Below are 21670 nucleotides of genomic sequence, written 5' to 3'. Positions count from 1 at the left end.
CACTTGTCCACACGCATTAATGAAATCCTTGCGGCGGTGCAGGCCTGCGAACGCAATTGGCTGATTTTCCAACAAACTACGCCTTAACTTTTTTGAAACGGAAATTAATCCTTGGCTATTGGTATTTTATTGGTATTATCCGCCCGGAGGAGAAATCGCGTGAAATTCGTGCTCGGCATCGATGGCGGCGGCACCAGCTGCAGGGCGGCCCTTGCAACGGCCGACGGCAGCGTCCTCGGCCGCGCCAAAAGCGGTGCCGCCAACATCCGAACCGATCTCACCGGCGCCAGGACGAACATCGTCGACGCAGCGCAGCAGGCCTTTGTCGCCGCGGGCAGGGATCCCGCACTGATCCCGCAAACTCCGGCCGTTCTCGGTCTTGCCGGCGCCAATGTCGGCACCTACCGGCAGCAGCTCGAAGCGATCCTGCCGTTCCGCATCAGCCGCGTCGAGACCGATGCCGAGATCGCGCTGGAAGGCGCGGTTGGCTCAGGCGACGGCGCCATGGCCATACTCGGCACCGGCACCGCTTATATGGCGCGCAGACGAGGCAAGTCGCGCGCCATCGGTGGCTGGGGTTTTCAGGTCGGCGACCAGGGCAGCGGCGCCCGCATCGGCCGCGACCTGCTCGAGCAGACGCTGCTCGCCTATGACGGCATCCGCCAGGGATCGCCGCTGACGCAGACCATGCTCGCCATTTTCCGCAACAATCCCGAGGATGTGGTCGAATTCACCACCAACGCCAAGCCCGGCGATTTCGGCGGCTTCGCGCCCAAGGTGTTCGAACATGCCGAAAAAGGCGACGCCGTCGCTATCTGGATCCTCGACAAGGCGATCGCCGATGTCGAGGCAGCGCTTGGCGTGCTCGACCTCGGCGGCGACGATCCGCTCTGCCTGCTCGGCGGGCTGGCGCCGCTTTATGCGCCGCGCCTGTCGGCCCGCTACCGGGCGCTGCTGAAACCGCCGCTCGACGACGCGCTGGGCGGCGCGGTTCAGATGGCGGTTCGGATTTTCGCAAACACGGCGGAGGCAGCTCGATGAGTGAGGCCGCCGACCAGATATTTGCGGCGCTGAAACAATCGTCGCAGAGTGGCGCGCCGCTCTATCTGCAGCTCAGGAAGAGCATCGAGGATGCGGTCAAACGCGGGCTGATCGGACCTGGCGATGCGCTGCCTTCCGAGCGCGACATCGCTAGCAAGGCCGACATTTCGCGCGTCACCGTGCGCAAGGCGGTGCAGGACCTGGTCAAGGGCGGCATCCTCGTCCAGCGCCATGGTTCCGGTACCTTCGTTGCGCCACGTATGGAGCGCGTCGAGCAGTCGCTGTCGATGCTGACCTCGTTTACCGAAGACATGGCGCGGCGCGGCATGGCGGTGCGTTCGGCTTGGCTCGACCGCGGCCTCTATCCGCCGTCGCCCGACGAGATGATGGTGCTCGGCCTGGCGTCGAACGAATTGGTTGCGCGCGTGGCGCGCCTTCGTATCGCCAACGACACGCCGCTGGCGATCGAGCGCGCCTCGCTATCGACAAGCGTGCTGCCCGATCCGGCGGCGATTGGTTCGTCGCTCTACGCCGCGTTGGAAAAGACCGGCAACAGGCCGGTGCGGGCGGTGCAGCGCATTTCCGCCACCAATCTCGGCGATGGCGACGCACATCTGCTGGAAGTACCGCCGGGTATTGCCGGCCTGCACATCGAGCGTATCTCCTATCTGGCGAGCGGCAAGGTGATCGAGTTTACCCGCTCCATCTACAGGGGCGACGCCTATGATTTTGTCGCCGAACTCCGGCTGAGCGGGCCGGGCGAAGAGGGCCGGCCGTGACCGCAACAACGACCCATATGCGGCGCGAGATCGAGGAGATCCCGGAGGCCACCGCCCGCCTGCTCGATGGCTCGGCCGCGGTGCTGACGGAAGCTGGACGCGGCATTCGCGAGCGCGATCCGAATTTCGTCGTCACCGTGGCGCGCGGCTCGTCCGACCATGCCGCAACCTTCATGAAATATGCCGTGGAGTTGACCGCCGGGCTGGCGGTTGCATCGGTCGGCCCGTCGATCGCCTCGATCTATGGCGCCAAGCTGAAGCTGGGCGGCTCGGCCTGCCTGGCGATCTCGCAGTCCGGCAAGAGCCCGGACATCGTTGCAATGGCGCAAGCGGCGAGGACCGGCGGTTCGCTGACCGTCGCCATCACCAACACCGCCGATTCGCCGCTGGCGCGGGCTTCGGACTACGCGATCGACATCCTGGCCGGACCGGAGCGCAGCGTCGCGGCGACGAAGACCTTCGTCAATTCAGCCGTCGCAGGACTCGCCTTGATGGCGCATTGCACCGGCGACGAGAAACTCCTGGTGGCGCTCGCGCGCTTGCCGGAGCATTTTCGCAAGGCGATCGCCTGCGACTGGATGGCGCTGGCTGGGGCACTCGAGACGCCGAAATCGCTGTTCATTCTCGGCCGTGGCCCGTCGGCGGCGATCGCCAACGAGGCGGCGCTGAAATTCAAGGAAACCTGCGCCATGCATGCGGAAGCCTATAGTGCCGCCGAGGTCATGCACGGCCCGCTGGCGCTGGTCGGTCCCGGTTTCCCGGTGCTGGCTCTGGCTGCTCGCGATGCGTCCGAGCCATCGGTGGCCGATGCCGCCGACAGCCTGGCCGGCAAGGGCGCTGCCGTCTTTGTGACGTCGAACAAGGCAAAGAGCGCTCAGCGCCTGCCGCATGTCGCAACCGGTCATCCGCTGACCGACCCGCTGACGCTGATCGTGTCGTTCTATGGTTTCGTCGAGGCTTTTGCCCGCCATCGCGGCCTCGACCCCGACACGCCGCCCAATCTGCGCAAGGTAACGGAAACCCTATGAGCGACCGTTTTGCCCTGACTGGCGCCCGGATTTTCGATGGCGACGACTGGCACGACAATGCGGCGCTTGTCGTGCGCGACGGCCTCGTCGAGGCCATTGTTGCCGCCGGCGCCATTCCATCCAATGTTGCGCGTATCGAGACCGGCGGCGGCATGCTGGCGCCTGGCTTCGTCGATCTGCAGGTCAATGGCGGCGGCGGCGTCATGCTCAACGACCATCCCGACGTCGCCTCGATCGAGACCATCTGCCGGGCGCACGCACCCTTCGGCACGGCGGCGCTGTTGCCGACGCTGATCACCGACACGTCCGAGATCACCGCCGCGGCGGTTGCGGCCGGAGCCGAGGCGGCACGGAGGAAGGTGCCGGGGTTCCTGGGCCTGCACCTCGAAGGGCCGCATCTGTCGATCGCCCGCAAGGGCGCACATGACCCGGCTTTGGTCCGGCCGATGCTAGACTCCGACCAGACGATGCTGATCGCCGCACGGAAAAACCTGCCCGTGCTGCTGACGACGGTGGCGCCCGAATCCGTCGAGCCCAGCCAGGTGTCGGCGCTTAGCAAGGCCGGCATCGTCGTCAGCATCGGCCATTCCGATACCGGCTATGCCACGGCTCGCGCCTTTGCCGAGGCCGGCGCAACGGTGGTCACCCATCTGTTCAATGCGATGAGCCAGATCGGCAATCGCGAGCCAGGGCTAGCGGGCGCCGCAATCGATACCGGCACATTCTATGCCGGGATCATCGCCGACGGTATCCATGTCGATCCGGCCACCATGGCCATCGCCTTGCGCGCCAAGCAGGGGCCGGGCAAGATCCTGCTCGTTACCGATGCCATGGCGACGATCGGCACCGACATGACCTCGTTCACGCTGAACGGCCGCACCATCCACCGCAAGGATGGCAGGCTGACACTTGCCGACGGCACGCTGGCGGGCGCGGATCTCGACATGATTTCCGCGGTGCGCTTCATGCACCGCGTCGTCGGTCTCGACCTCGATGAAACCTTGCGCATGGCCTCGCTCTATCCGGCGCAGGCGATCGGCCAGTCGCACCGGCTCGGGCGCTTCGCCAACGGTACCGCGGCCAACATCGTTTCGCTGTCGGACGATCTGGACATTAAAAGCGTCTGGATCGATGGTGCCAGGGTTTTTGCAGGCAGCCCTGCTCGTTAGGGTTAGCCGGCTTTGGACGTATAGAGGTCCTTGTAGGCTTCGCGCAGCAGGTTCTTCTGCACCTTGCCCATCGTGTTGCGCGGCAGTTCGTCGACGAAGATCACCCGTTTCGGATGCTTGTACCTGGCGAGGCGCCCGGCGATGGCCTCGACGATCCCTGCGGCGCTTATGGTCGAGCCTGGCGCCCTCACCACGACAGCGGTGACGCCTTCGCCGAAATCCGGATGGGCAACGCCGATGACAGCGCTTTCGGCGACGCCAGGCAGCGCGTCGATCTCGCTCTCGACTTCCTTTGGATAGATATTGTAGCCGCCGGAAATGATCAGGTCCTTGCCGCGGCCGACGATGTGGACATAGCCGTCGGCATCGATCAGCCCGAGATCGCCGGTGATGAAGAAACCGTCGTCACGGAATTCGGCCCTTGTCTTTTCCGGCATGCGCCAGTAGCCGCAAAAGACGTTCGGGCCCTTGACCTCGATCATGCCGACCTCGCCCCGGGCAAGTGTTTCGCCGCCATCGGGATCGGCGATGCGCAGGGAGACGCCGGGCAAGGGGAAGCCAACCGTGCCGGCTCGCCGCTCTTCCTCGTATGGATTCGACGTGTTCATGTTGGTCTCGGTCATGCCGTAGCGCTCGAGGATGGCGTGGCCGGTGCGCTCTCGCCAGGCTCTGTGCGTCTCGGCCAACAGCGGCGCCGAGCCGGAAATGAACAGGCGGATGTTTTTCGCCGCTTGCCGGTTCAAACCGTCCTGCTGCAGCAGGCGGACGTAGAATGTCGGCACGCCCATCAGCACGGTGGCGCGCGGCAGCAGCGAAACGATGCGGGCCGGGTCGAATTTGGTTTCGAACAGCATCCAGGCGCCGACCATCAGGACGACATTGGTGGCGACGAAAAGGCCATGCGTGTGGAAAACCGGCAGCGCGTGAATCAGCACGTCCGCGGCAGTGAAGCGCCAGAGGTCGACGAGCACCCGCGCATTGGAGGCGAGGTTTTCGTGGCTGAGCATGGCGCCTTTCGAACGGCCGGTGGTGCCGGACGTGTAGAGGATCGCGGCAAGGTCGTCCGGTCCGCGCGCCACATCGTGGAAGTCCGCGGCCGCCTCAAAGGCCCGATCGGTCAACGAACCCTCGCCCTTGCTGCCGAGTGTCGCGACCGCAGCGCCCGAGGCCTGCGCCAAAGCGCCGATCTCGATCACTCGCGCCGGGTCGCAGACGATCAGTCGCGGCTCGGCATCCCTGAAGAAATAGTCGAGCTCGGTCAGCGTATAGGCGGTGTTGAGCGGCAGGAAGATCGCGCCGGCACGCAGACAGGCGAGATAGAGGAAAATGGCCTCCGGGCTCTTCTCGACCTGAACGGCGACGCGGTCGCCGGCTTCGACGCCCAGCTGCGACAGCACATGTGCCAGTTGAGCGGAGCGCGCCAGCATTTCGCCATAGCTGATCGAGCGCCCGTCCTCTGCCTCCATCAAAGGGCGTCCGGGCGTGGGCATCCGGGCACGGAAAGCATCGAACAGATGGTTGCTCATAAGTCCCCCCGAGCGGCTGTCTCCGGCCGAACGGCGGCGGTCAGCCGGCCGCCTTGTCCGCCGCTGCCCTGATTGCCTCGATGTTTGCCCGATAGGCTGCGACGCTGCCGCCCTTGAAAATGGCCGCACCGGCGACCAGCACGCTGGCGCCGGCGGCGGTGACCAGGGGCGCAGTTTCCGGCGAAATGCCGCCGTCGATCTCGATCCGGATCGGCCTGTCACCGATCAGCGCCTTCACCCGCTTCACCTTGTCTACGATCGCCGGAATGAAGGCCTGGCCGCCGAAGCCCGGATTGACCGTCATGATCAGGATAAGATCGAGCCGGTCGAGCACGTATTCGATCATCGTCTCCGGTGTCGCCGGGTTGAGCGACACACCGGCCTTCTTGCCAAGGTTTTTGATCGTCTGCAGCGAGCGGTCGAGATGCGGCCCGGCTTCGGCGTGCACCGTGATGCCGTCGCACCCGGCCTCGGCGAAGGCGGCCAGATAGGGGTCGGCGGGGGCGATCATCAGATGGCAGTCGAAGAAGGCCTTGGTGCGGTTGCGAATCGCCTTGATCACCGGCGGCCCGAAGGTGATGTTGGGGACGAAATGCCCGTCCATGACGTCGAGATGGATCCAGTCGGCGCCGGCGGCCGCCACCGCCTCGACCTCGTCGCCGAGCTTCGAGAAATCGGACGCCAGCACCGATGGCGCGATCAGGGTTTTTTGAGCCATGTCCGCTTCCCGTTGTTGAGCCCCATCGGCGTAATCATCTCGGCGCCGCTTGTCGACAGGAATCCGGCGTCAATACCGCATCCGCGCAGAAGGGGAGAAGCGGTGCGAGCCACTTCTCTCCTGTGCAGACCTTTCCTCCAGTGCAAGGACTTTCCAGGGCAAGGCCTTGGATTTCAGTTCGGATGAAGCCGCGGCCTGGCCGTCCGTGGCAGGAAGAGCTTGCCGTTGCCTTGTTTCACCTTCTGCAGATCGGGCTTCTTCAGCGGCGGCTTGGGCACACAATGTCCACGCACCAGTTTTTCGGTTGCACGGCAGGCGGTGACGATCACCGGGTTCTTGACGCATGCCTTGCCGACCAAATGGTAGCCGCGCTTGCAGTCGGTAACGACCGGCGGCTTGCGCACGCATCTTCCGTCGATGCGCAGCTCATTGCGGTTGCACCTGTCGGCGATCACCGGATTCCTTACGCATTCTAGTCCGATCTGATGATAGCCGGGCAGGCAATGGATGCTGATGCCAGCGCACTTGCCATTGACGAGCTTTTCGGTGCTGCGGCACGCGTCTACGAGCGGCCTGTCGATGCATTTGCCGTGGATCAGATTCTGGCTGGGCAGACATTTACGGCCGGGATCGACGACGACCGGAGGCAGCTTGGGCTGATCGGAATCCGGACGGGTGGTCGAGACGAGATCGTCGGCCTTCGGATCGAAGATGCGCTTTATGCAGGTGAAATCCTCCGTATCCGTATCGACGGTCGCGATTGAACCATTCTGCTTGATTTCCTGCAGGGTACACTGGATCGAGCGCGTCCTGACGATGCTGAGATCGTGCGCGGCGCTCGCCTTGAACACACCGCCATTGTTGAAGGCCGCAGTCGTGCCGGTAAAGAAGGCACCATTCGAGCAACTGATGCGGTAGTGAAACGCGCCCGGCGCATCGCGCTCGACTTCGAACGTCACCTGACCCTTGCGCGGGCAGAGTTTCTTGAGGCCGGCGCTGTCGGACACGGTGACCTCGCCCTGCCAGTCCGAATGCACCGGCGGGTTGTCGGGGTTGTCCTGCGGTGAATCGGTGAAGCCGCCGCCGCCGGCACTCGTGCAATGGACGGTGATGTCCTTCCAGCCGTCGAAGGGCTCGAACGGGCCGTTGCCGACAATCTCGGTCTTGTATTGGAAATAGGCGGTGGCGCCGACATCCTCCCATTTTTCATAAAGCGCGAAATAGCCGTTCTTCGCTGCATCGTACGAAGCCCATGCCTGCTGCACCTCGGAGGTGATCGGCCCACCGTCCTTCTGGCGCCAGATGCGCATCGTAACCGGCCCGGCCTGGTTGGCTTGCGCCCGGCTGGTGACCTTGAGCGAAGGGCAAACAGTGCCAGGCGTGGAGCCTGGCTGATTGGACTGGTATGTCGTCAAGAACAGCTTGACGTCATTCACGTCGAACTCGCCGAAATCGGTGGCGATGTCCTGGACCTTTGGTTTGACGACCGCATCGCAGACGATTTGAACGTCGAACGAGCCATGCTCGGCATAGTGCGATCCGTACAGCGGATGCGGCCAGCTGCCGCCCTGTGCCTCGGAGACCGCATTGTCCATGTCGAGAGCGGTGTCGGTGGCTGCCGAGAAACTGGCGTGGAATGTGTGCGTGAATGAATAGGATTTGGTCGGGCCGTCGGCCTGGAGGTGCTGGTTGCACTTGGCGATGATCTCATCGCCATCGGGTACGACGGCGATGCCGGTATTCGACGACAGCGGGATGATGGAGGGATCAAAGGAGAAATTTTCCTGGTGGTCGTAGTCGCGGCTAAGCGGTGAAGCACTCCAGATCGGCGGGAACGCCTGGCACTGGCCTGGTCCGCAGACACCAAGCGATACGGCGACATCCTGCACATAACCCGGCCACCAGAGATCGAGCTTCATGTGGCCCCAGAACTGGACGTTGCCGCTTTTCAGCGTGTCCCATTTCTGCTTGTCGCTCGAGCCGACATGGATTGTCGTGTTGGCGCTTTCCGTATGGAATGACATCGATTTTATGTTCGCCTGCTTGGCGAAGGCGGGCGTGCCTGCAAGCGAGGCTGCGATCAATGCAGTGGTCGCCACAGTTCGGAAAAGACGTTTGGCTGAAGGCATTTCTCTCTCCTGATGGGTTGATGGGGTCCTTCAGGAGTTTGTCGCTGCTGACTGCCGTAAGGTTCATGCAAGCCGCCGAAATACGGCGCCGCCAAAGAAAGAACCCGCCGGATCGCTCCGGCGGGTTTTGGGTGACGCGAACCATCACCGTTTGAAGTTCGGTGCGCGATCCTATTGCTCGAGCTGCGGCTTACGCCTTGGCACGACCTGCTGAAGAACCTTTGGATTCAGCAGCAGGTTCGGTTTGCGGATCGGCTGGCACTGGCCATTGATCGGCCGCGCGCCCGGTGCGCATTCCAACCGTGGTTTGCGGCAGGCGCCGTCGCGCAGCTCTGTCCCACGCGGGCAGACGCATACGCCACGCTTGTTGTGGATCTGACCAGGTATCGGGCACTCCACCACAACAGGCTTCTTGCGCCTGCAGGCATTGCCTTGCACTTCCGTGCCCCTCGGGCAGACGCAATCGCCAGCGGCATTGTGGATCTGACCACGAATGGTGCACTGCTCCGGCTTCGGCTGGATTGGCCGGCAGGCATTGCCCCTGACTTCCGTACCCCGCGGGCAGACGCAATCGCCAGCGGCGTCGTGGATCTGGCCACGGATGGTGCACTGCTCGGGCCTTGGCTGGATTGGCCGGCAGGCATTGCCTCTGACTTCGGTGCCCCGCGGGCAGACGCAATCGCCGGCAGCGTCGTGGATCTGGCCACGGATGGTGCACTGCTCGGGCTTCGGCTCTTTCCCCACGCAAGCGCCGTTCTCCAGCTCGGTTCCGCGCGGACAGACGCAGCGTCCGTCTTCGGTGCGTATCTGGCCTTTGAGCAGAACGCAAGGTTTTGGCTTCGGCACGATGACCGTGCCGCCCCCGGACGAGCATTGGCCATTGCGGAAGGTCGTGCCGGGCGGGCAGACGCAGTTGCCGGCGTCGTTCATGACGAAGCCTTGCGAGCATTCCTTCTTCTTCTCATTCCTGATGGTGAAGGGATGACAGGCATAGGCCTTGCCGCGATCGCCCTGCACGTTGGCCGCACCGCGGGACAACACGTCGCCACCGCCTTGCACCGGCGTGTCGGGAGAGAGCACGCCGACGCAGTTCTGGCCGTTGACAGTGCCCTGCAGATTTGCCAGGCGACCGTCGTCGGGAAGCACCACGGTCACGTTGTGAACGTGGCTTTCCCCCGAGCCGATCGTCAAATTGGCAATGCAGGAGGCAGGCAAGATTGCCGGCTCCGGCGAGCAGCCGAATGGCGGATCGATCGAGGTGATCGCAACGCCTTCCAGCCGGCCGAGGCCTTCGACGCCGATCGCATCGCCGACGCGAACCGGACCGGAGAAGGCGCTCGCGCCATCGTTCGTGATGGTGATCTCGAACGAGCAGGGCTGGCCGGGCTTGCACTCGGCATCACCGGTCTTCTCGACGCGGATGGTCGAGGCGCCGCCGCCCTTGGCGCAGGCCTGGCCGATCGGATAGACGATGTCGTCTCCCGGAGCCGGGCCGTAGGAGCCGCGTGCGCAGTTCTCGAATTCGCGGTTCGCGGCAACCGTCACGTCGAAATGGCGGCTGGTTCCAGGCGTCATGACGGCGCCGGGAATCTGGCACGACAGCACATTGGCCGGAACCGGTCCGCAAGTCCATTCCGCGCCGTCTGGGGTGACGGTCTGGATCTGGACCGGCGCTCCGCCGGCTATCAGCGTCGCGGCATCGTTGACCCGTACCGGACCGGTCGGGGCAGTGGTGCCGAGGCTGATGACGGTAATGCGGCAGGAAACGACCGCAGTACCGGCCAGCGAACCATTGCACACCTTGGTGATGCGCAGGGCCGGCTGGCCGCCATTCGGATGACGGATGCGTTCCTTGGCGCAGGCCCTGTTGTTGGTGATGTCGTTCTCACCGGGAATAGCCTTCACCTCGGCGCAGTTCTCGACACTGTCGGGCCGGTAGTTGGCCGGCATCACCGCCCTGACGAAGATCGGCGTCGAGGCGCCAGGCAACAGCACGATGCCGGCATTGTCGCAGCGGAACTTGCCGGGGCCGTTCGGTCCGCATGTCCATGGCGGCGTCGGGCCGAAGGTCGAGGATGCCGGCGCGCCGCCCGGATAGGTATCGACGACCGTCAGCGGCCCATTATAGGGGACGCTGCCATTGTTGATTATGTCGACCACGAAGGTGCAGACGCCATCGGCCGAACAGAATTCGGTGCGGGCGCGCTTCTTCAGGATCAGGTCGACCTTCTTCTCCACCGGCGGCCGGCAGTCGCGGTCACGATCGCCACGCCGGCAGACCGGGATCGAAGCACAGCCGCGATCGTCTTGCTGGCTGCCGAAAAGCGGCTTGCCGCTGGCGCCGTAATTGTAAGTGGCGCAGTTGCGCAAGACGCTGCCTCGCCAGCCTGCGGCCGGCTTGAAGCCGAGCTTGAGGTCGACAGAGACACCCGGATTGAGCGTGGTCACCGGATGAGTGCAAATCATCGGGGTGGTTCCAGGCGCGCAGACCCAAGGCGGGTTCGGCCCTGAATCGAGGGTGGAGCCGGCCGGCAGGGTGACTTCGTCGAGCACGATCTTGCCGTGGTAGGGTGCATCGCCGACATTGGTGACCCTGATGGTGAAGTCGCAGCCGCCGCCCATCGTGCAACGTTGCACGTCGGCGCGCTTTTCGACTTTCAGATCCGGTTCCTGGTCCTTCGGTGGGCAGCGCTGATCACGCGGGATGACGATATCGATGGTCTGCGTACAGCACAGGCCCCAGCCCTCCCTCGGGCCGGCATAGGTTTCGATACCGGTGACGATGATGTGGATGACGTCGCCGGGTGAAGCGCCGACGATCTTCCAATTGAGCACACCGCCGCCGGCCGGCACCAATTGCGTGTCGGGAATGATGGTGATGCCGGGTGTCGTCGTCGAAAGCTGCACCCATTTGCCAGCCATCTCTGGGCCGACCGGCATGTGGTAGATGAAGGCGCCGCCGCCGGGCACGCAATCGACCGTGCCGCGCTCCACCTTGAAGCATTCCTTGCCGGGAGGTGGAGGCGGCGGGTTGCACCTGGTGACGTCGATCTTGATCGACGTCTTTGCACCCGTGAGATAATTGCCGTCGTCCGGCTTGCCCGGATCCTGCGACGGGATTTCGATGCCGGCGCCGCGTTCGCGGCTCACCTTAACCACGCCCTGGTTGTGAACGATCGTCGGCGACGGAAACGCCGGATGGTCGATCTTGGCGGTGATCTGGAACGTGATGACGCGCTCGTTCGCAGCGCCGATGCCGTCGAGATCGCTGGCGGAAATCCGGAAATCGGACACCGTCGCGGTATCGTCCGGGCCAGCCGAACTGCTGATCGCAGCACCGGGCAGCGGTCCGCCGGACGCATCGGTGCCGTCGCCGGTCACATGCACGCCGACGATGCGCAGGCCGTGCGGGAGCTGGTCCCTGAAATCGAGCCTGACCTTTTTCAGCATGGCGGCGAGGTCCGGGCTGGCAAAACCCTGCGGATTGCCGCGCAAGCCAAAGCTCAGCGAGTATACGACATAGTCGCAGCCTCTCTGGGTGCCTTTCTTGGTGAAGAAGGGCACGATCCGGCCCGGCTCCGGATTGACGGTGCGAGGATTGTCGAAATCGAGCCTGGGATCTGGAACGGCAGTGTAGATGCCCGCATCGGCAGGCTTGGTCTTGGCCGGAGCAAGGTCTTCAGCGAAGCCTTGCAGCGGACTCAGCATGGCGACCGCGATACCGGCCGCCATCAGCCAGCGCACGCCGCGCCTGGCGAGTGACAGGGGTTTCATGATGGTCTCCATGACGGATGATTGTTTGCCGGTTGATGGGCTGCTTGTCGCAGGCGGGAAAAATGCGAGATTGCTCATCTTCCCCTCCTCACGGTTCGCAGCTGACGGCTGGGGTTCTGAGCCGCAAGGTCATCTTGCAGCAAGGGTAGTAGCCACCCTTGTCGCTATCGGACTGCCTGTAGAAGCAGAGCCCGACATCGACCGTATCGCCAGGGTAATGGCCGGTGATGCCGATCGTGTATGGCGCGCCGGGCGCATGCGACAGAGGTGAAGTCACCCCAACGCCAGGCGTCCTGGACAGAGCCTTGATCGAATCGCCGCCAAAGCCGGCATGGTCATGGAGATAGAGATCGGCCTCGAGGCCGGAGGGCGTGCAGAAATACCTGACATCCTCGACATCAAGGCAAGGAGGCAGATTGCCGGGGGGCGGAAAGTCCGGCGGATAGAACGGTGGCAGATAGCCGCCCGGCACCTGCTCGTAATAGCCGGCACGGCCTTCGCAGGGGCGCCAGACCTCGACGTCGCCGACATGGCCTTCGACTTCCGGGTCTTCGAAATAATTGTCGAAGTCGACGAACCACGAGCCGAAAGGCGGCATGTTGGCCGGCTTGACCAGTGCCGTCGGCGTGATTTGCACGCCGTGCACGGCGAGCGGCCCGCCGGCTGCGAGTTGTTCGGCAAGCTCCGGGTTGTCGCGCAACTTGTCGCCGGTATCGACCAGCGTGTCGGTGCAGACGCCGGTATCGAGATTGCCTTCGGCATCGTAGCCATATTGCAGGTCGAGGCCGCCGGCCGACTGTCGGTTGTCTTGCGGGAAGCCGACCGCATATTCCTGCGGCACTTCCACCCAGGCCGATTCCGTCGCCGGATCGTCCGGATTTTCGCGCCAGTAGCGGATGACCTCACCCTTGCCGGAATCGGCGAACTGGCTGTAGTCGTAGCGGTTCTCCACCGGGCCGCGCTGGGCCAGGTACATGAAGCCCTCGTTGTCGAAGGCGATGTCGGTGACCGCGTAATCCTTGTCGGCCTTGACCGTCAGTTCCCAGCGCGGGTCGCCGGCGAAACTGCCGTCGCCGGCAACGCCCACCGACCAGATCTCCGCCTTATCACCGACCGAATAATAGAGCCGGCCGCCACGATAGGCGACCGACCAGACGCGGCGCTCGTCCTGCGTGTAGCCCCAGCTGTCGGGGTCCTCGCTGTCGAAGGCAGCACCCTGGATGTCAATCACCGAGCCGTCGTCGGCAAGGGCGGCAAGCCCGTGCGCCGGGCGGCCGGCTATGCCGTGGTCGAACGTGTCGAGCAGCGCGCCATTGGCGTCGATGCGGTGGATGAGGCCGGTGTCGAGATCGCTGGCGAAGAACTGGCGGTGGATATTGTCGAAAGTGACGTCGCCGATGCCGGGACCGCTATTGGCGTCGATATCGGCGAATTTCGAGACGGCGCCGGTGATGCCGTCGATCTTCCAGATCGTTCCGGAGCCGCCGCCGTTTTCGGTGCCGAACTGGCCGTCCATGAAGACCGCGTCAGCCGTGCCGCGGCGCTGCCGCTCCGGCCGGCCGTCGGCGTCGCCGTCTGGCGTGACTATGCGGATGCCGTGCAGCGACGTCGCGCCGGCATAGAGGTTTGGAACGGCCGATGGAACGCCGTCGCGCACGCCGTCGTCGTAGGTGATGCCGAACACCTGGCCGATTTGCCCGGCCGTGACCTCGAACGGTGGCGGGGTGAAGACCAATTGGCCAGACGCCGGCCCGTCCAGCCTTGAGACGTCGAAGATGCGCAAGGTCGGGCGCGCCGTGTCGATGAAGGTTTCGTCGACGGGATCCACGCCCGGCGGCAGGCCTTCCTCGAAATTGGGAATGATGGTGCCGGAGAATCCGGTCACTGCCATTGAGCCGGGATAGATGATCTGGGTTTCCTGAGCCTGGGCCGAGCCACCGAGCCAGAGCCCAGCGGCGAGCGCCAAGATCGACAATCCGCTGGGAGCCTGGATGGCGCGGCGCAAACGGCCGGCACGAGAGCGCACGAACGCGCCGTGGTCGCAAGACATGGATCTCCCCCCACAGGTCATGGGAGAAGCATCCGGTCCCGGCGCGCAAATCAGGGCAAGGCGCGGCGTTCCGGCACGTTCATCCCTGATCGAATTGTCTGCTTTCCTCAACGTCACGATACGCCTGCGTCCGCGCAGGGTCAACGGAACCAGCGAAAAGCCCAGCGCATCGACCCGGTCCCGAAGGCGATGGTCGCGCTGAGTTCCTGCTGTTCCCGGAGACCATGGAGCCTCTGGATCTGTGGTCATGGGGCTTTCCTTTCCGGGGCCGCACCACGCGGCACCTGAGCGTCAGTCGCGGGGCGAGGCGGAAAGGTTCATGGGCCGGGGGCCGGGCCGGCTGGATCACCGCCGGAAAATACGGGCCTGCCGGTCCCGAATCCGATCAACCGCGATGAAAGGTGAACGCCTTGCGCAGAATGCTTGCGCGCCACGCAGCCTGTTCTTATATACGCGCCAAGCCGTCCAGCGCCGAATGCCGGTTGCCGGAGCGGAATTTCTTGTGAACAGGGGCTTTCGTCGGAACGCCTGTACGGGTCCTGAGAGCCTGCTTAGCGGAGAGATTAGAGAAATGGCAAAAGTAATCGGTATCGATCTGGGAACAACCAATTCCTGTGTCGCCATCATGGACGGCAAGGAATCCAAGGTCATCGAGAATGCGGAAGGCGCGCGCACGACCCCTTCCATCGTCGCCATCAACAGCGACGGCGAGCGCCTCGTCGGCCAGCCGGCAAAGCGCCAGGCGGTTACCAATCCTGAGAACACCATTTTCGCGGTCAAGCGCCTGATCGGCCGCCGCTACGACGATCCGGTGACGGAGAAGGACAAGAAGCTTGTCCCCTACAAGATCGTCAAGGGCGACAATGGCGACGCCTGGGTCGAGGCCGGCGGCAAGAAGCAGTCGCCTAGCCAGATCTCGGCGATGATCCTGCAGAAGATGAAGGAAACGGCGGAGGCCTATCTCGGCGAGAAGGTCGAGAAGGCGGTCATCACCGTTCCGGCCTATTTCAACGACGCCCAGCGCCAGGCGACCAAGGATGCCGGCAAGATCGCCGGCCTCGAAGTGCTGCGCATCATCAACGAGCCGACGGCGGCCGCGCTTGCCTATGGACTGGACAAGAAGGAAGGCAAGACGATTGCCGTCTATGACCTTGGCGGCGGCACGTTCGATATTTCGGTGCTCGAAATCGGCGACGGCGTGTTCGAGGTGAAGTCGACCAATGGCGACACCTTCCTCGGCGGCGAGGATTTCGACATGCGTCTGGTCGAATATCTGGCAGCCGAGTTCAAGAAGGAACAGGGCATCGACCTGCGGAACGACAAGCTCGCCCTTCAGCGCCTCAAGGAAGCGGCTGAAAAGGCCAAGATTGAGCTGTCGTCCACCACGCAGACCGAGATCAACCTGCCCTTCATCACCGCCGATGCCACCGGCCCCAAGCACCTGACGCTGAAGCTGACGCGGGCGAAGTTCGAGAGCCTGGTCGAGGATCTCGTCCAGCGCACGATCGATCCTTGCAAGGCGGCGCTCAAGGATGCCGGCCTGAAGGCCGGCGAAATCGACGAAGTCGTCCTGGTCGGCGGCATGACCCGTATGCCCAAGATCCAGGAGATCGTGAAGCAGTTCTTCGGCAAGGAGCCGCACAAGGGCGTCAACCCGGATGAAGTCGTCGCGTTGGGCGCCGCTATCCAGGCCGGCGTGCTGCAGGGCGACGTCAAGGACGTGCTGCTGCTCGACGTGACGCCGTTGTCGCTCGGCATCGAGACGCTGGGCGGCGTGTTCACTCGGCTGATCGAACGCAACACGACGATTCCGACAAAGAAGAGCCAGGTGTTCTCCACGGCCGAGGATTCGCAGTCGGCGGTGACCATCCGCGTCTTCCAGGGCGAGCGTGAAATGGCCGCCGACAACAAGGCGCTCGGCCAGTTCGATCTGGTCGGCATCCCGCCTGCGCCGCGCGGCGTGCCGCAGATCGAGGTCACCTTCGACATCGACGCCAACGGCATCGTCAACGTCTCGGCCAAGGACAAGGGCACCGGCAAGGAGCACCAGATCCGCATCCAGGCGTCCGGCGGCCTTTCGGACGCCGACATCGAGAAGATGGTCAAGGACGCCGAGGCCAATGCCGAAGCCGACAAGAAGCGGCGCGCGCTGGTCGAGGCCCGCAACCAGGCCGAGGCGCTGGTGCATTCCTCGGAGAAATCTCTGAAGGAATACGGCGAGAAGGTTTCCGAGGCCGACCGCACGGCGATTGCCGATGCGATCGCGGCGCTGAAGACCGCTGCCGAAGGCGACGATGTGACCGAGATCGAGGCCAAGACGCAGACGCTCGCCGAAGTCTCGATGAAGCTCGGCCAGGCCATGTACGAGGCTTCGCAGAAGGAAGCCGCCGAGGCCGACGCCAAGGCTGATGCCGCCAAGGACAGTGACGTCGTCGATGCCGACTTCGAGGAAATCGACGAAGACGACGAGAAGAAGAAGTCGGCCTGAACCGCCTGACGGTACAGGTAAGGGAAAAAGCCCGGCGCACAGCCGGGCTTTTTTGCAACCCTTTGCCGGAAAAACGCTGAGCTGCCCGAAAAAATGCGGACAAAGCCTCGTAGACACTGGCATCGCGGCTCCATCACACCTAAATCGGAACAGCGTGCCGGCAAACGACGCAACGATGCTTCAAGACGTTGACTATCCGGACTGCGGGAAAACATGAAAGCTGATTTTTACGAAACGCTAGGCGTGCAAAAGGGCGCCGACGAGAAGGAGCTCAAGAGCGCTTTTCGCAAGCTCGCCATGCAGTTCCATCCCGACCGCAACCCAGGCGACCATGCCTGCGAGCACAAGTTCAAGGAAATCAACGAAGCCTATGAGACACTGAAGGACCCGCAGAAGCGCGCCGCCTATGATCGCTTCGGCCACGCCGCCTTCGAGCACGGCGGTATGAATGGCGGGGCGCAAGGCTTTGGCGCCGGCGGTTTCGCCGACATTTTCGAAGACATTTTCGGCGACATGATGGGCGGGCGCCAGCGCCGCTCGTCCGGCGGCCGCGAGCGCGGCGCCGACCTGCGCTACAATATGGAAATTACGCTGGAAGAGGCATTTTCCGGCAAGACCGCGCAGATTCGGGTGCCAGCCTCGATCTCCTGCTCGGAATGCTCGGGCAGCGGCGCCAAGCCTGGCACCCAGCCCGTCACCTGCTCGATGTGCAACGGCCACGGCAAGGTGCGCGCCACGCAAGGCTTCTTCTCGATCGAGCGCACCTGCCCGCAATGCCAGGGGCGCGGCCAGACCATCAAGGATCCGTGCCCGAAATGCGCCGGCCAGGGCCGTGTCACCGAGGAGCGCTCGCTGTCGGTAAACATCCCTGCCGGCATCGAGGATGGCACCCGCATCCGGCTGGCCAATGAGGGCGAGGCCGGCCTGCGCGGCGGCCCGTCGGGCGATCTCTACATCTTCCTCGCGGTCAAGCCGCACGAATTCTTCCAGCGCGACGGGGCCGATCTTTATTGCAAGGTGCCGATCTCGATGACGACGGCAGCGCTTGGCGGCTCGTTCGAGGTGACGACACTGGACGGTACCCAGACGAAGGTGAAGGTGCCGGAAGGCACCCAGAACGGTCGCCAGTTCCGCCTCAAGGGCAAGGGCATGCCGGTGCTGCGCCAGCCCAATATCGGCGACCTCTACATCCAGACCGTGGTTGAGACGCCGCAGAACCTTTCGCGCCGTCAGCGCGAATTGCTGGAGGAATTCGAGCAGCTTTCCTCAAAGGACAATTCGCCTCAGTCGAGCGGATTTTTCGCCCGCATGAAAGACTTTTTCGAAACGTTCGGCGAGCACTGAAGCTGATCCCTGGAAAACGCTTCCCGAGCGTCATCAACACCTTATCCGGGGATTCGACTTGTCTTGCACCTCGTAACTGTTAAGTAGCATGCGAGGGAGCGTTGAGGAGGACTTTCGATGACGCGTAGTCCCGGACTGCGAAAGACGCTGGCGGAAAAGTTCGACGACGAGCTGAAGTTCTTCAAGGGCTGGATCGACAAGCCGAAGGCGGTCGGTTCGATCGTCCCGACCAGTTCCATCACCGCAGGCAAGATGGCCTCGATCGTCGATCCGACATCCGGCCTGCCGGTGCTCGAGGTCGGGCCCGGTACAGGCGTCATCACACGCGCCATCCTCGCCCAGGGCATAAAGCCTGAGAACCTCTACGCGGTCGAATATTCCACTGATTTCGTGCGCCATCTGCGCCAGCTTTATCCAGGCGTCAACGTCATCGAGGGCGACGCCTTCAATCTCGACGCGACGCTTGGCGACAAGCGCGACCTGATCTTCGATTCTGTGATATCGGGCGTGCCGCTGCTCAATTTCCCTGTCGCCCAGCGCATCGCCTATGTCGAGAGCCTGCTCGACCGTATCCCGGCGGGCCGGCCGATCGTGCAGCTGACTTACGGGCCGCTGTCGCCGATCCCGCCGGGCCGCGGCGACTATACGGTCGAGCATTTCCATTTCGTCATCCGCAACATTCCGCCGACGCAGCTTTGGATCTACCGACGCGGGGCCGCATGAATTGAAGCGTTGGGTTTGAATAGCACTTGTCTTATACCCATCGGGTGACAAGGCAGACCCATGGCTGTGATCCCGAAAATTCTCGTCGTCGCCGGTTCGTTGCGCAGCGGCGCCTATAGCGGCAGGACCGCCGACGTGGCACAGAAGGAACTTGCCATGCAGGGCGCCGAGGTGACCCGCATCTCGCTCGCCGACTATCCGCTGCCGATCCTCGACCAGGATTTGGAAAAGGACGAAGGCATTCCCGAAAACGCCGTCAAGCTCGGCCGGATGATCGCCGCCCATGACGGGCTGCTGATCGCGACGCCCGAATATAACGGCTCCATTCCACCGCTGCTCAAGAACAGCATCGATTGGGTGAGCCAGCTGCGCAAGGATGGCGGCCGGACGTTCAGGCCGCTTGCCGGCAAGGTCGCCGGCCTCTGCTCGTCTTCCAACGGACCCTTCGGCGGGATACGCTGCATCAACCATCTGCGCGCCGTGCTGGTGCGCTGCCGGATGGAGGTGGTGACACCGGAGTGTTCGGTGCCGGAGGGCGGCTACGCCTTCGACGACGAGGGCAACTTCCGGGACGAGAGACTACGCCAATCGATGGAGCACCTATGCCGAACGCTGATCGAAACCTCGCGCATGCTGTCGACGCGGATCGAGGCATGATCCCGGACGCCGCGCATGCCGACACGATGCAGGAAAGGCTGATCGTCGGCCTCGACCTGCCGACGCTGAAGGAAGCCGAGAAAGCGGTGCGCGAGCTCGACGGGATCGTCTCCTTCTACAAGATCGGTTACCAGCTCGCCTTTGCCGGCGGGCTCGACTTCGCCCGCGAGCTGGCCAGCGGCGGCACCAGGATCTTTCTTGACATGAAGCTGCTCGACATCGACAACACGGTGGCCAGGGGCGTCGAAAACATCGCCAGGATGGGCATGAGCATGCTGACCATCCACGCCTATCCGAAGACGATGAAGGCGGCGGTCGAGGCCGCGAGGGGCAGCGACCTTTGCCTGCTCGGGGTCACCGTGCTGACCTCGATGGACGAGCAGGACGTGATCGACGCCGGCTATGAGTATGATCCGCATACACTGGTGCTGAGGCGCTCCGAGCAGGCGCTGCATGCCGGCATGGGCGGCATCGTCTGCTCGGCCGAGGAAGCCGAGGCGGTGCGCCGCATCGTCGGCCCCGACCTGGCGGTCGTGACGCCGGGAATCCGGCCGAAGGGCAGCGACCATGGCGACCAGAAGCGGGTGGTGACGCCGGCGCAGGCGATCCGCAACGGCTCCAGCCATCTCGTCGTCGGCCGGCCGATCGTCGGCGCGGCCGACAGGCGGGCGGCGGCGGAAGCGATCCTCGATGAAATGCGCTCGGCCTGACGCCAGGAATTAACCCGGAGAAAAGCCATGCCCAAAGGATACTGGATCGCTCGCGTCGACGTGCGCGATGCGGAAGGCTACAAGGACTATGTCGCAGCTGCCAAACCGGCCTTCGACCGCTTCGGCGCCAAGTTCCTGGCGCGCGGCGGCGCGCATGAGAAGGCCGAGGGGCCGGGCCGCGACCGCAACGTGATCATCGAGTTTCCGTCGCTTGCGGCGGCGCATGACTGCTACCACTCGCCCGAATACCAGCGCGCCGTCGCGATCCGCCAGAAGGTGGCCGAGGGCGAAATCGTGCTGGTCGAGGGGATTTAGGCGAGAAGCCGGTTCGCCGCTGCCTCCGCCATCGCATCGGCGAGGCTCAAGCCCCATTGCTGGCGACAGTAATCGCGGAAATCGAAGCAGGGCAAGCCGGGGCAGACCTCGAACTCGATGAGGTGGACGCTGTCGTCGGCTTCGACCCGGAAATCGATGGAAAACACATCCCGCAGGCCAAGCCCGACCATCAGGCGTTCGGCGATGCGACGGATTCTTGCATCGGCTTCAGGCTGGCTGCCGGCGACCGGCAGCAGCACCGGCTCGGTATATTTTCCCGCAGCTTTCGCCGCTGCGCCGGTATCGCCGTAAAGCGCCAGGCTGTCCTGCATGGTCTGGAAATCGCCGCCCGAACCGACAAAGGCGATGCCCAGCGCCTCGACGCCGGTATCCGGCCTCAATCCGAGAAAACTGGCGCGCGCGTTGCGGCCGGCGACATAGGGCTGGACGACGACATCGTCGCGATAGGCGGCGAAGACGCGCCGGCTAAGCTCCAGCGCATGGCCGAGATCGCGGCAGCGCGAATCCGGCCAGATACCGATCTTGGCGCCGAGCCGGTTCGGCTTGACGAACCAGCCGGCGGGCGAGGCCGGCGGCGCGACCAGCCAGGCGCCGTCACGGGCAAGGCCCGCCTGCGGCACCGGCAAGCCGAACGCGCCGAGCACGGCGCCTGAACAGAACTTGTCCTGGCAGAGCGCGAAAAGCGCATCGTCGGCGCCGATCGCCTCCAGGCCGTTCAGCCGTGCCAGAGCTGGTGCCGCGCCGCCGCGGAAATAGGCGATGCCGTCGGTCAGCGTCCAGACTAGCGTGGTCTTCGGGTCCTCGCCGGCGAGAACGCTTGAGGCGTCGTCGAGCGTCACCGGCGCAAATGACAAGCCGCGCTTCTGGCAAGCGGCGGCAAGTGCGTCGAATTCAGCAGCGATATCGGTCGATTGCGCCAGATAGGAGGCAATTTCGGCGGCACGCTCCGGCACGTGGTTATCGGCAACCAGCCGATCGAAGCAAGCCTTTTCTGGCTCGTAGACAAGGATCAGCTTCGGCTCGCGGCTTGACATGATCGAAACGATTTCCCGGCAGCACGATTGCTAGAGCAATTCCAGGAAAAGTGTGAAACGGTTTTCCGTCCGGAATTGCGTCAAAACAAAGAGATAGAGCGGTTCAGCGTTCCGCGAAACGATGAACCGTTCTAGCATCGCACGGCGAATGCATTCGGCTTTCG

General features: G+C 63.8%; 16 protein-coding genes. 10 read left to right on the top strand and 6 right to left on the bottom strand.

All coding sequences use genetic code 11. The annotated features are described in order from the left end of the window. Positions 1-159: 159 nt before the first annotated feature. Genes NKJ28_RS15115 through nagA form a run of 4 tightly spaced genes read left to right on the top strand, consistent with a single transcriptional unit; the run spans position 160 to position 4017 of the window. Positions 160-1041, top strand: a complete 882-nt coding sequence (locus NKJ28_RS15115) for a glucosamine kinase nucleotide-binding domain-containing protein (protein WP_352636282.1) — start codon at positions 160-162, stop codon at positions 1039-1041. Further along, the gene (locus NKJ28_RS15110) at positions 1038-1820 is read left to right on the top strand and encodes a GntR family transcriptional regulator (RefSeq protein WP_023679844.1); all 783 of its coding nucleotides are present in this window, start codon (positions 1038-1040) and stop codon (positions 1818-1820) included. Before NKJ28_RS15115 ends, NKJ28_RS15110 begins: the two co-directional genes overlap by 4 nt. After that, entirely contained in the window at positions 1817-2848 is a 1032-nt protein-coding gene (locus tag NKJ28_RS15105; RefSeq protein WP_036239401.1) for an SIS domain-containing protein, read from the top strand. Before NKJ28_RS15110 ends, NKJ28_RS15105 begins: the two co-directional genes overlap by 4 nt. After that, entirely contained in the window at positions 2845-4017 is a 1173-nt protein-coding gene (gene nagA, locus NKJ28_RS15100) for an N-acetylglucosamine-6-phosphate deacetylase (protein ID WP_352636280.1), read from the top strand. The genes NKJ28_RS15105 and nagA overlap by 4 nt, the downstream gene beginning before the upstream one ends. Positions 4018-4019: 2 nt before the next feature. On the opposite strand, the gene NKJ28_RS15095 is transcribed toward nagA, so the two are convergent. The 5 genes from NKJ28_RS15095 to NKJ28_RS15075 form a co-directional block, all read right to left on the bottom strand. Then, complete coding sequence (locus NKJ28_RS15095; protein WP_352636278.1) at positions 4020-5543, bottom strand: malonate--CoA ligase; 1524 nt, start codon at positions 5541-5543, stop codon at positions 4020-4022. A gap of 40 nt (positions 5544-5583) precedes the next feature. Next, positions 5584-6261, bottom strand: coding sequence for a ribulose-phosphate 3-epimerase (gene rpe / locus NKJ28_RS15090; RefSeq protein WP_352636276.1), 678 nt, complete (start codon positions 6259-6261; stop codon positions 5584-5586). Positions 6262-6434: 173 nt separating this feature from the next. After that, positions 6435-8390 (bottom strand): hypothetical protein, encoded by a 1956-nt coding sequence (locus NKJ28_RS15085; protein WP_352636274.1) that lies wholly within the window; start codon positions 8388-8390, stop codon positions 6435-6437. 171 nt (positions 8391-8561) lie between these two features. Continuing rightward, positions 8562-12242 carry a DUF7929 domain-containing protein gene (locus NKJ28_RS15080; RefSeq protein ID WP_352636273.1) on the bottom strand — a complete coding sequence of 1227 codons (3681 nt, stop codon included), beginning with the start codon at positions 12240-12242 and terminating at the stop codon, positions 8562-8564. Positions 12243-12252: 10 nt separating this feature from the next. Continuing rightward, positions 12253-14214 carry a hypothetical protein gene (locus NKJ28_RS15075; RefSeq protein ID WP_352636271.1) on the bottom strand — a complete coding sequence of 654 codons (1962 nt, stop codon included), beginning with the start codon at positions 14212-14214 and terminating at the stop codon, positions 12253-12255. Positions 14215-14785: 571 nt separating this feature from the next. Here NKJ28_RS15075 and dnaK point away from each other — a divergent pair. From dnaK to NKJ28_RS15045, 6 genes are all read left to right on the top strand, one after another. Then, positions 14786-16702, top strand: coding sequence for a molecular chaperone DnaK (gene dnaK / locus NKJ28_RS15070; RefSeq protein ID WP_023679851.1), 1917 nt, complete (start codon positions 14786-14788; stop codon positions 16700-16702). A 213-nt stretch (positions 16703-16915) separates the two neighbouring features. After that, a complete protein-coding gene (gene dnaJ / locus NKJ28_RS15065; protein ID WP_023679852.1) occupies positions 16916-18046 on the top strand; it encodes a molecular chaperone DnaJ in 1131 nt (376 codons plus the stop codon). Positions 18047-18163: 117 nt separating this feature from the next. Further along, entirely contained in the window at positions 18164-18769 is a 606-nt protein-coding gene (pmtA, locus tag NKJ28_RS15060) for a phospholipid N-methyltransferase PmtA (protein WP_023679853.1), read from the top strand. 60 nt (positions 18770-18829) lie between these two features. Beyond that, positions 18830-19426, top strand: a complete 597-nt coding sequence (locus NKJ28_RS15055; protein ID WP_352571544.1) for an NADPH-dependent FMN reductase — start codon at positions 18830-18832, stop codon at positions 19424-19426. Then, positions 19423-20136, top strand: a complete 714-nt coding sequence (gene pyrF / locus NKJ28_RS15050) for an orotidine-5'-phosphate decarboxylase (RefSeq protein ID WP_352575264.1) — start codon at positions 19423-19425, stop codon at positions 20134-20136. The genes NKJ28_RS15055 and pyrF overlap by 4 nt, the downstream gene beginning before the upstream one ends. 27 nt (positions 20137-20163) lie before the next feature. Next, positions 20164-20451 carry a DUF1330 domain-containing protein gene (locus tag NKJ28_RS15045; protein ID WP_023679856.1) on the top strand — a complete coding sequence of 96 codons (288 nt, stop codon included), beginning with the start codon at positions 20164-20166 and terminating at the stop codon, positions 20449-20451. Here NKJ28_RS15045 and NKJ28_RS15040 read toward each other — a convergent pair. After that, a complete protein-coding gene (locus NKJ28_RS15040) occupies positions 20448-21506 on the bottom strand; it encodes a D-alanine--D-alanine ligase family protein (RefSeq protein WP_352636269.1) in 1059 nt (352 codons plus the stop codon). The two genes, NKJ28_RS15045 and NKJ28_RS15040, sit on opposite strands and share 4 nt — an antisense overlap. Between the last annotated feature and the right edge of the window lie 164 nt (positions 21507-21670).

Origin of the sequence: Mesorhizobium sp. M0145, assembly GCF_040322355.1 — a bacterium.
In the GTDB taxonomy this organism is placed as follows: Bacteria; Pseudomonadota; Alphaproteobacteria; order Rhizobiales; family Rhizobiaceae; genus Mesorhizobium.
The sequence above is the reverse complement of the archived record's forward strand: the minus strand, read 5'-3'. Positions and strand labels throughout refer to the sequence as shown.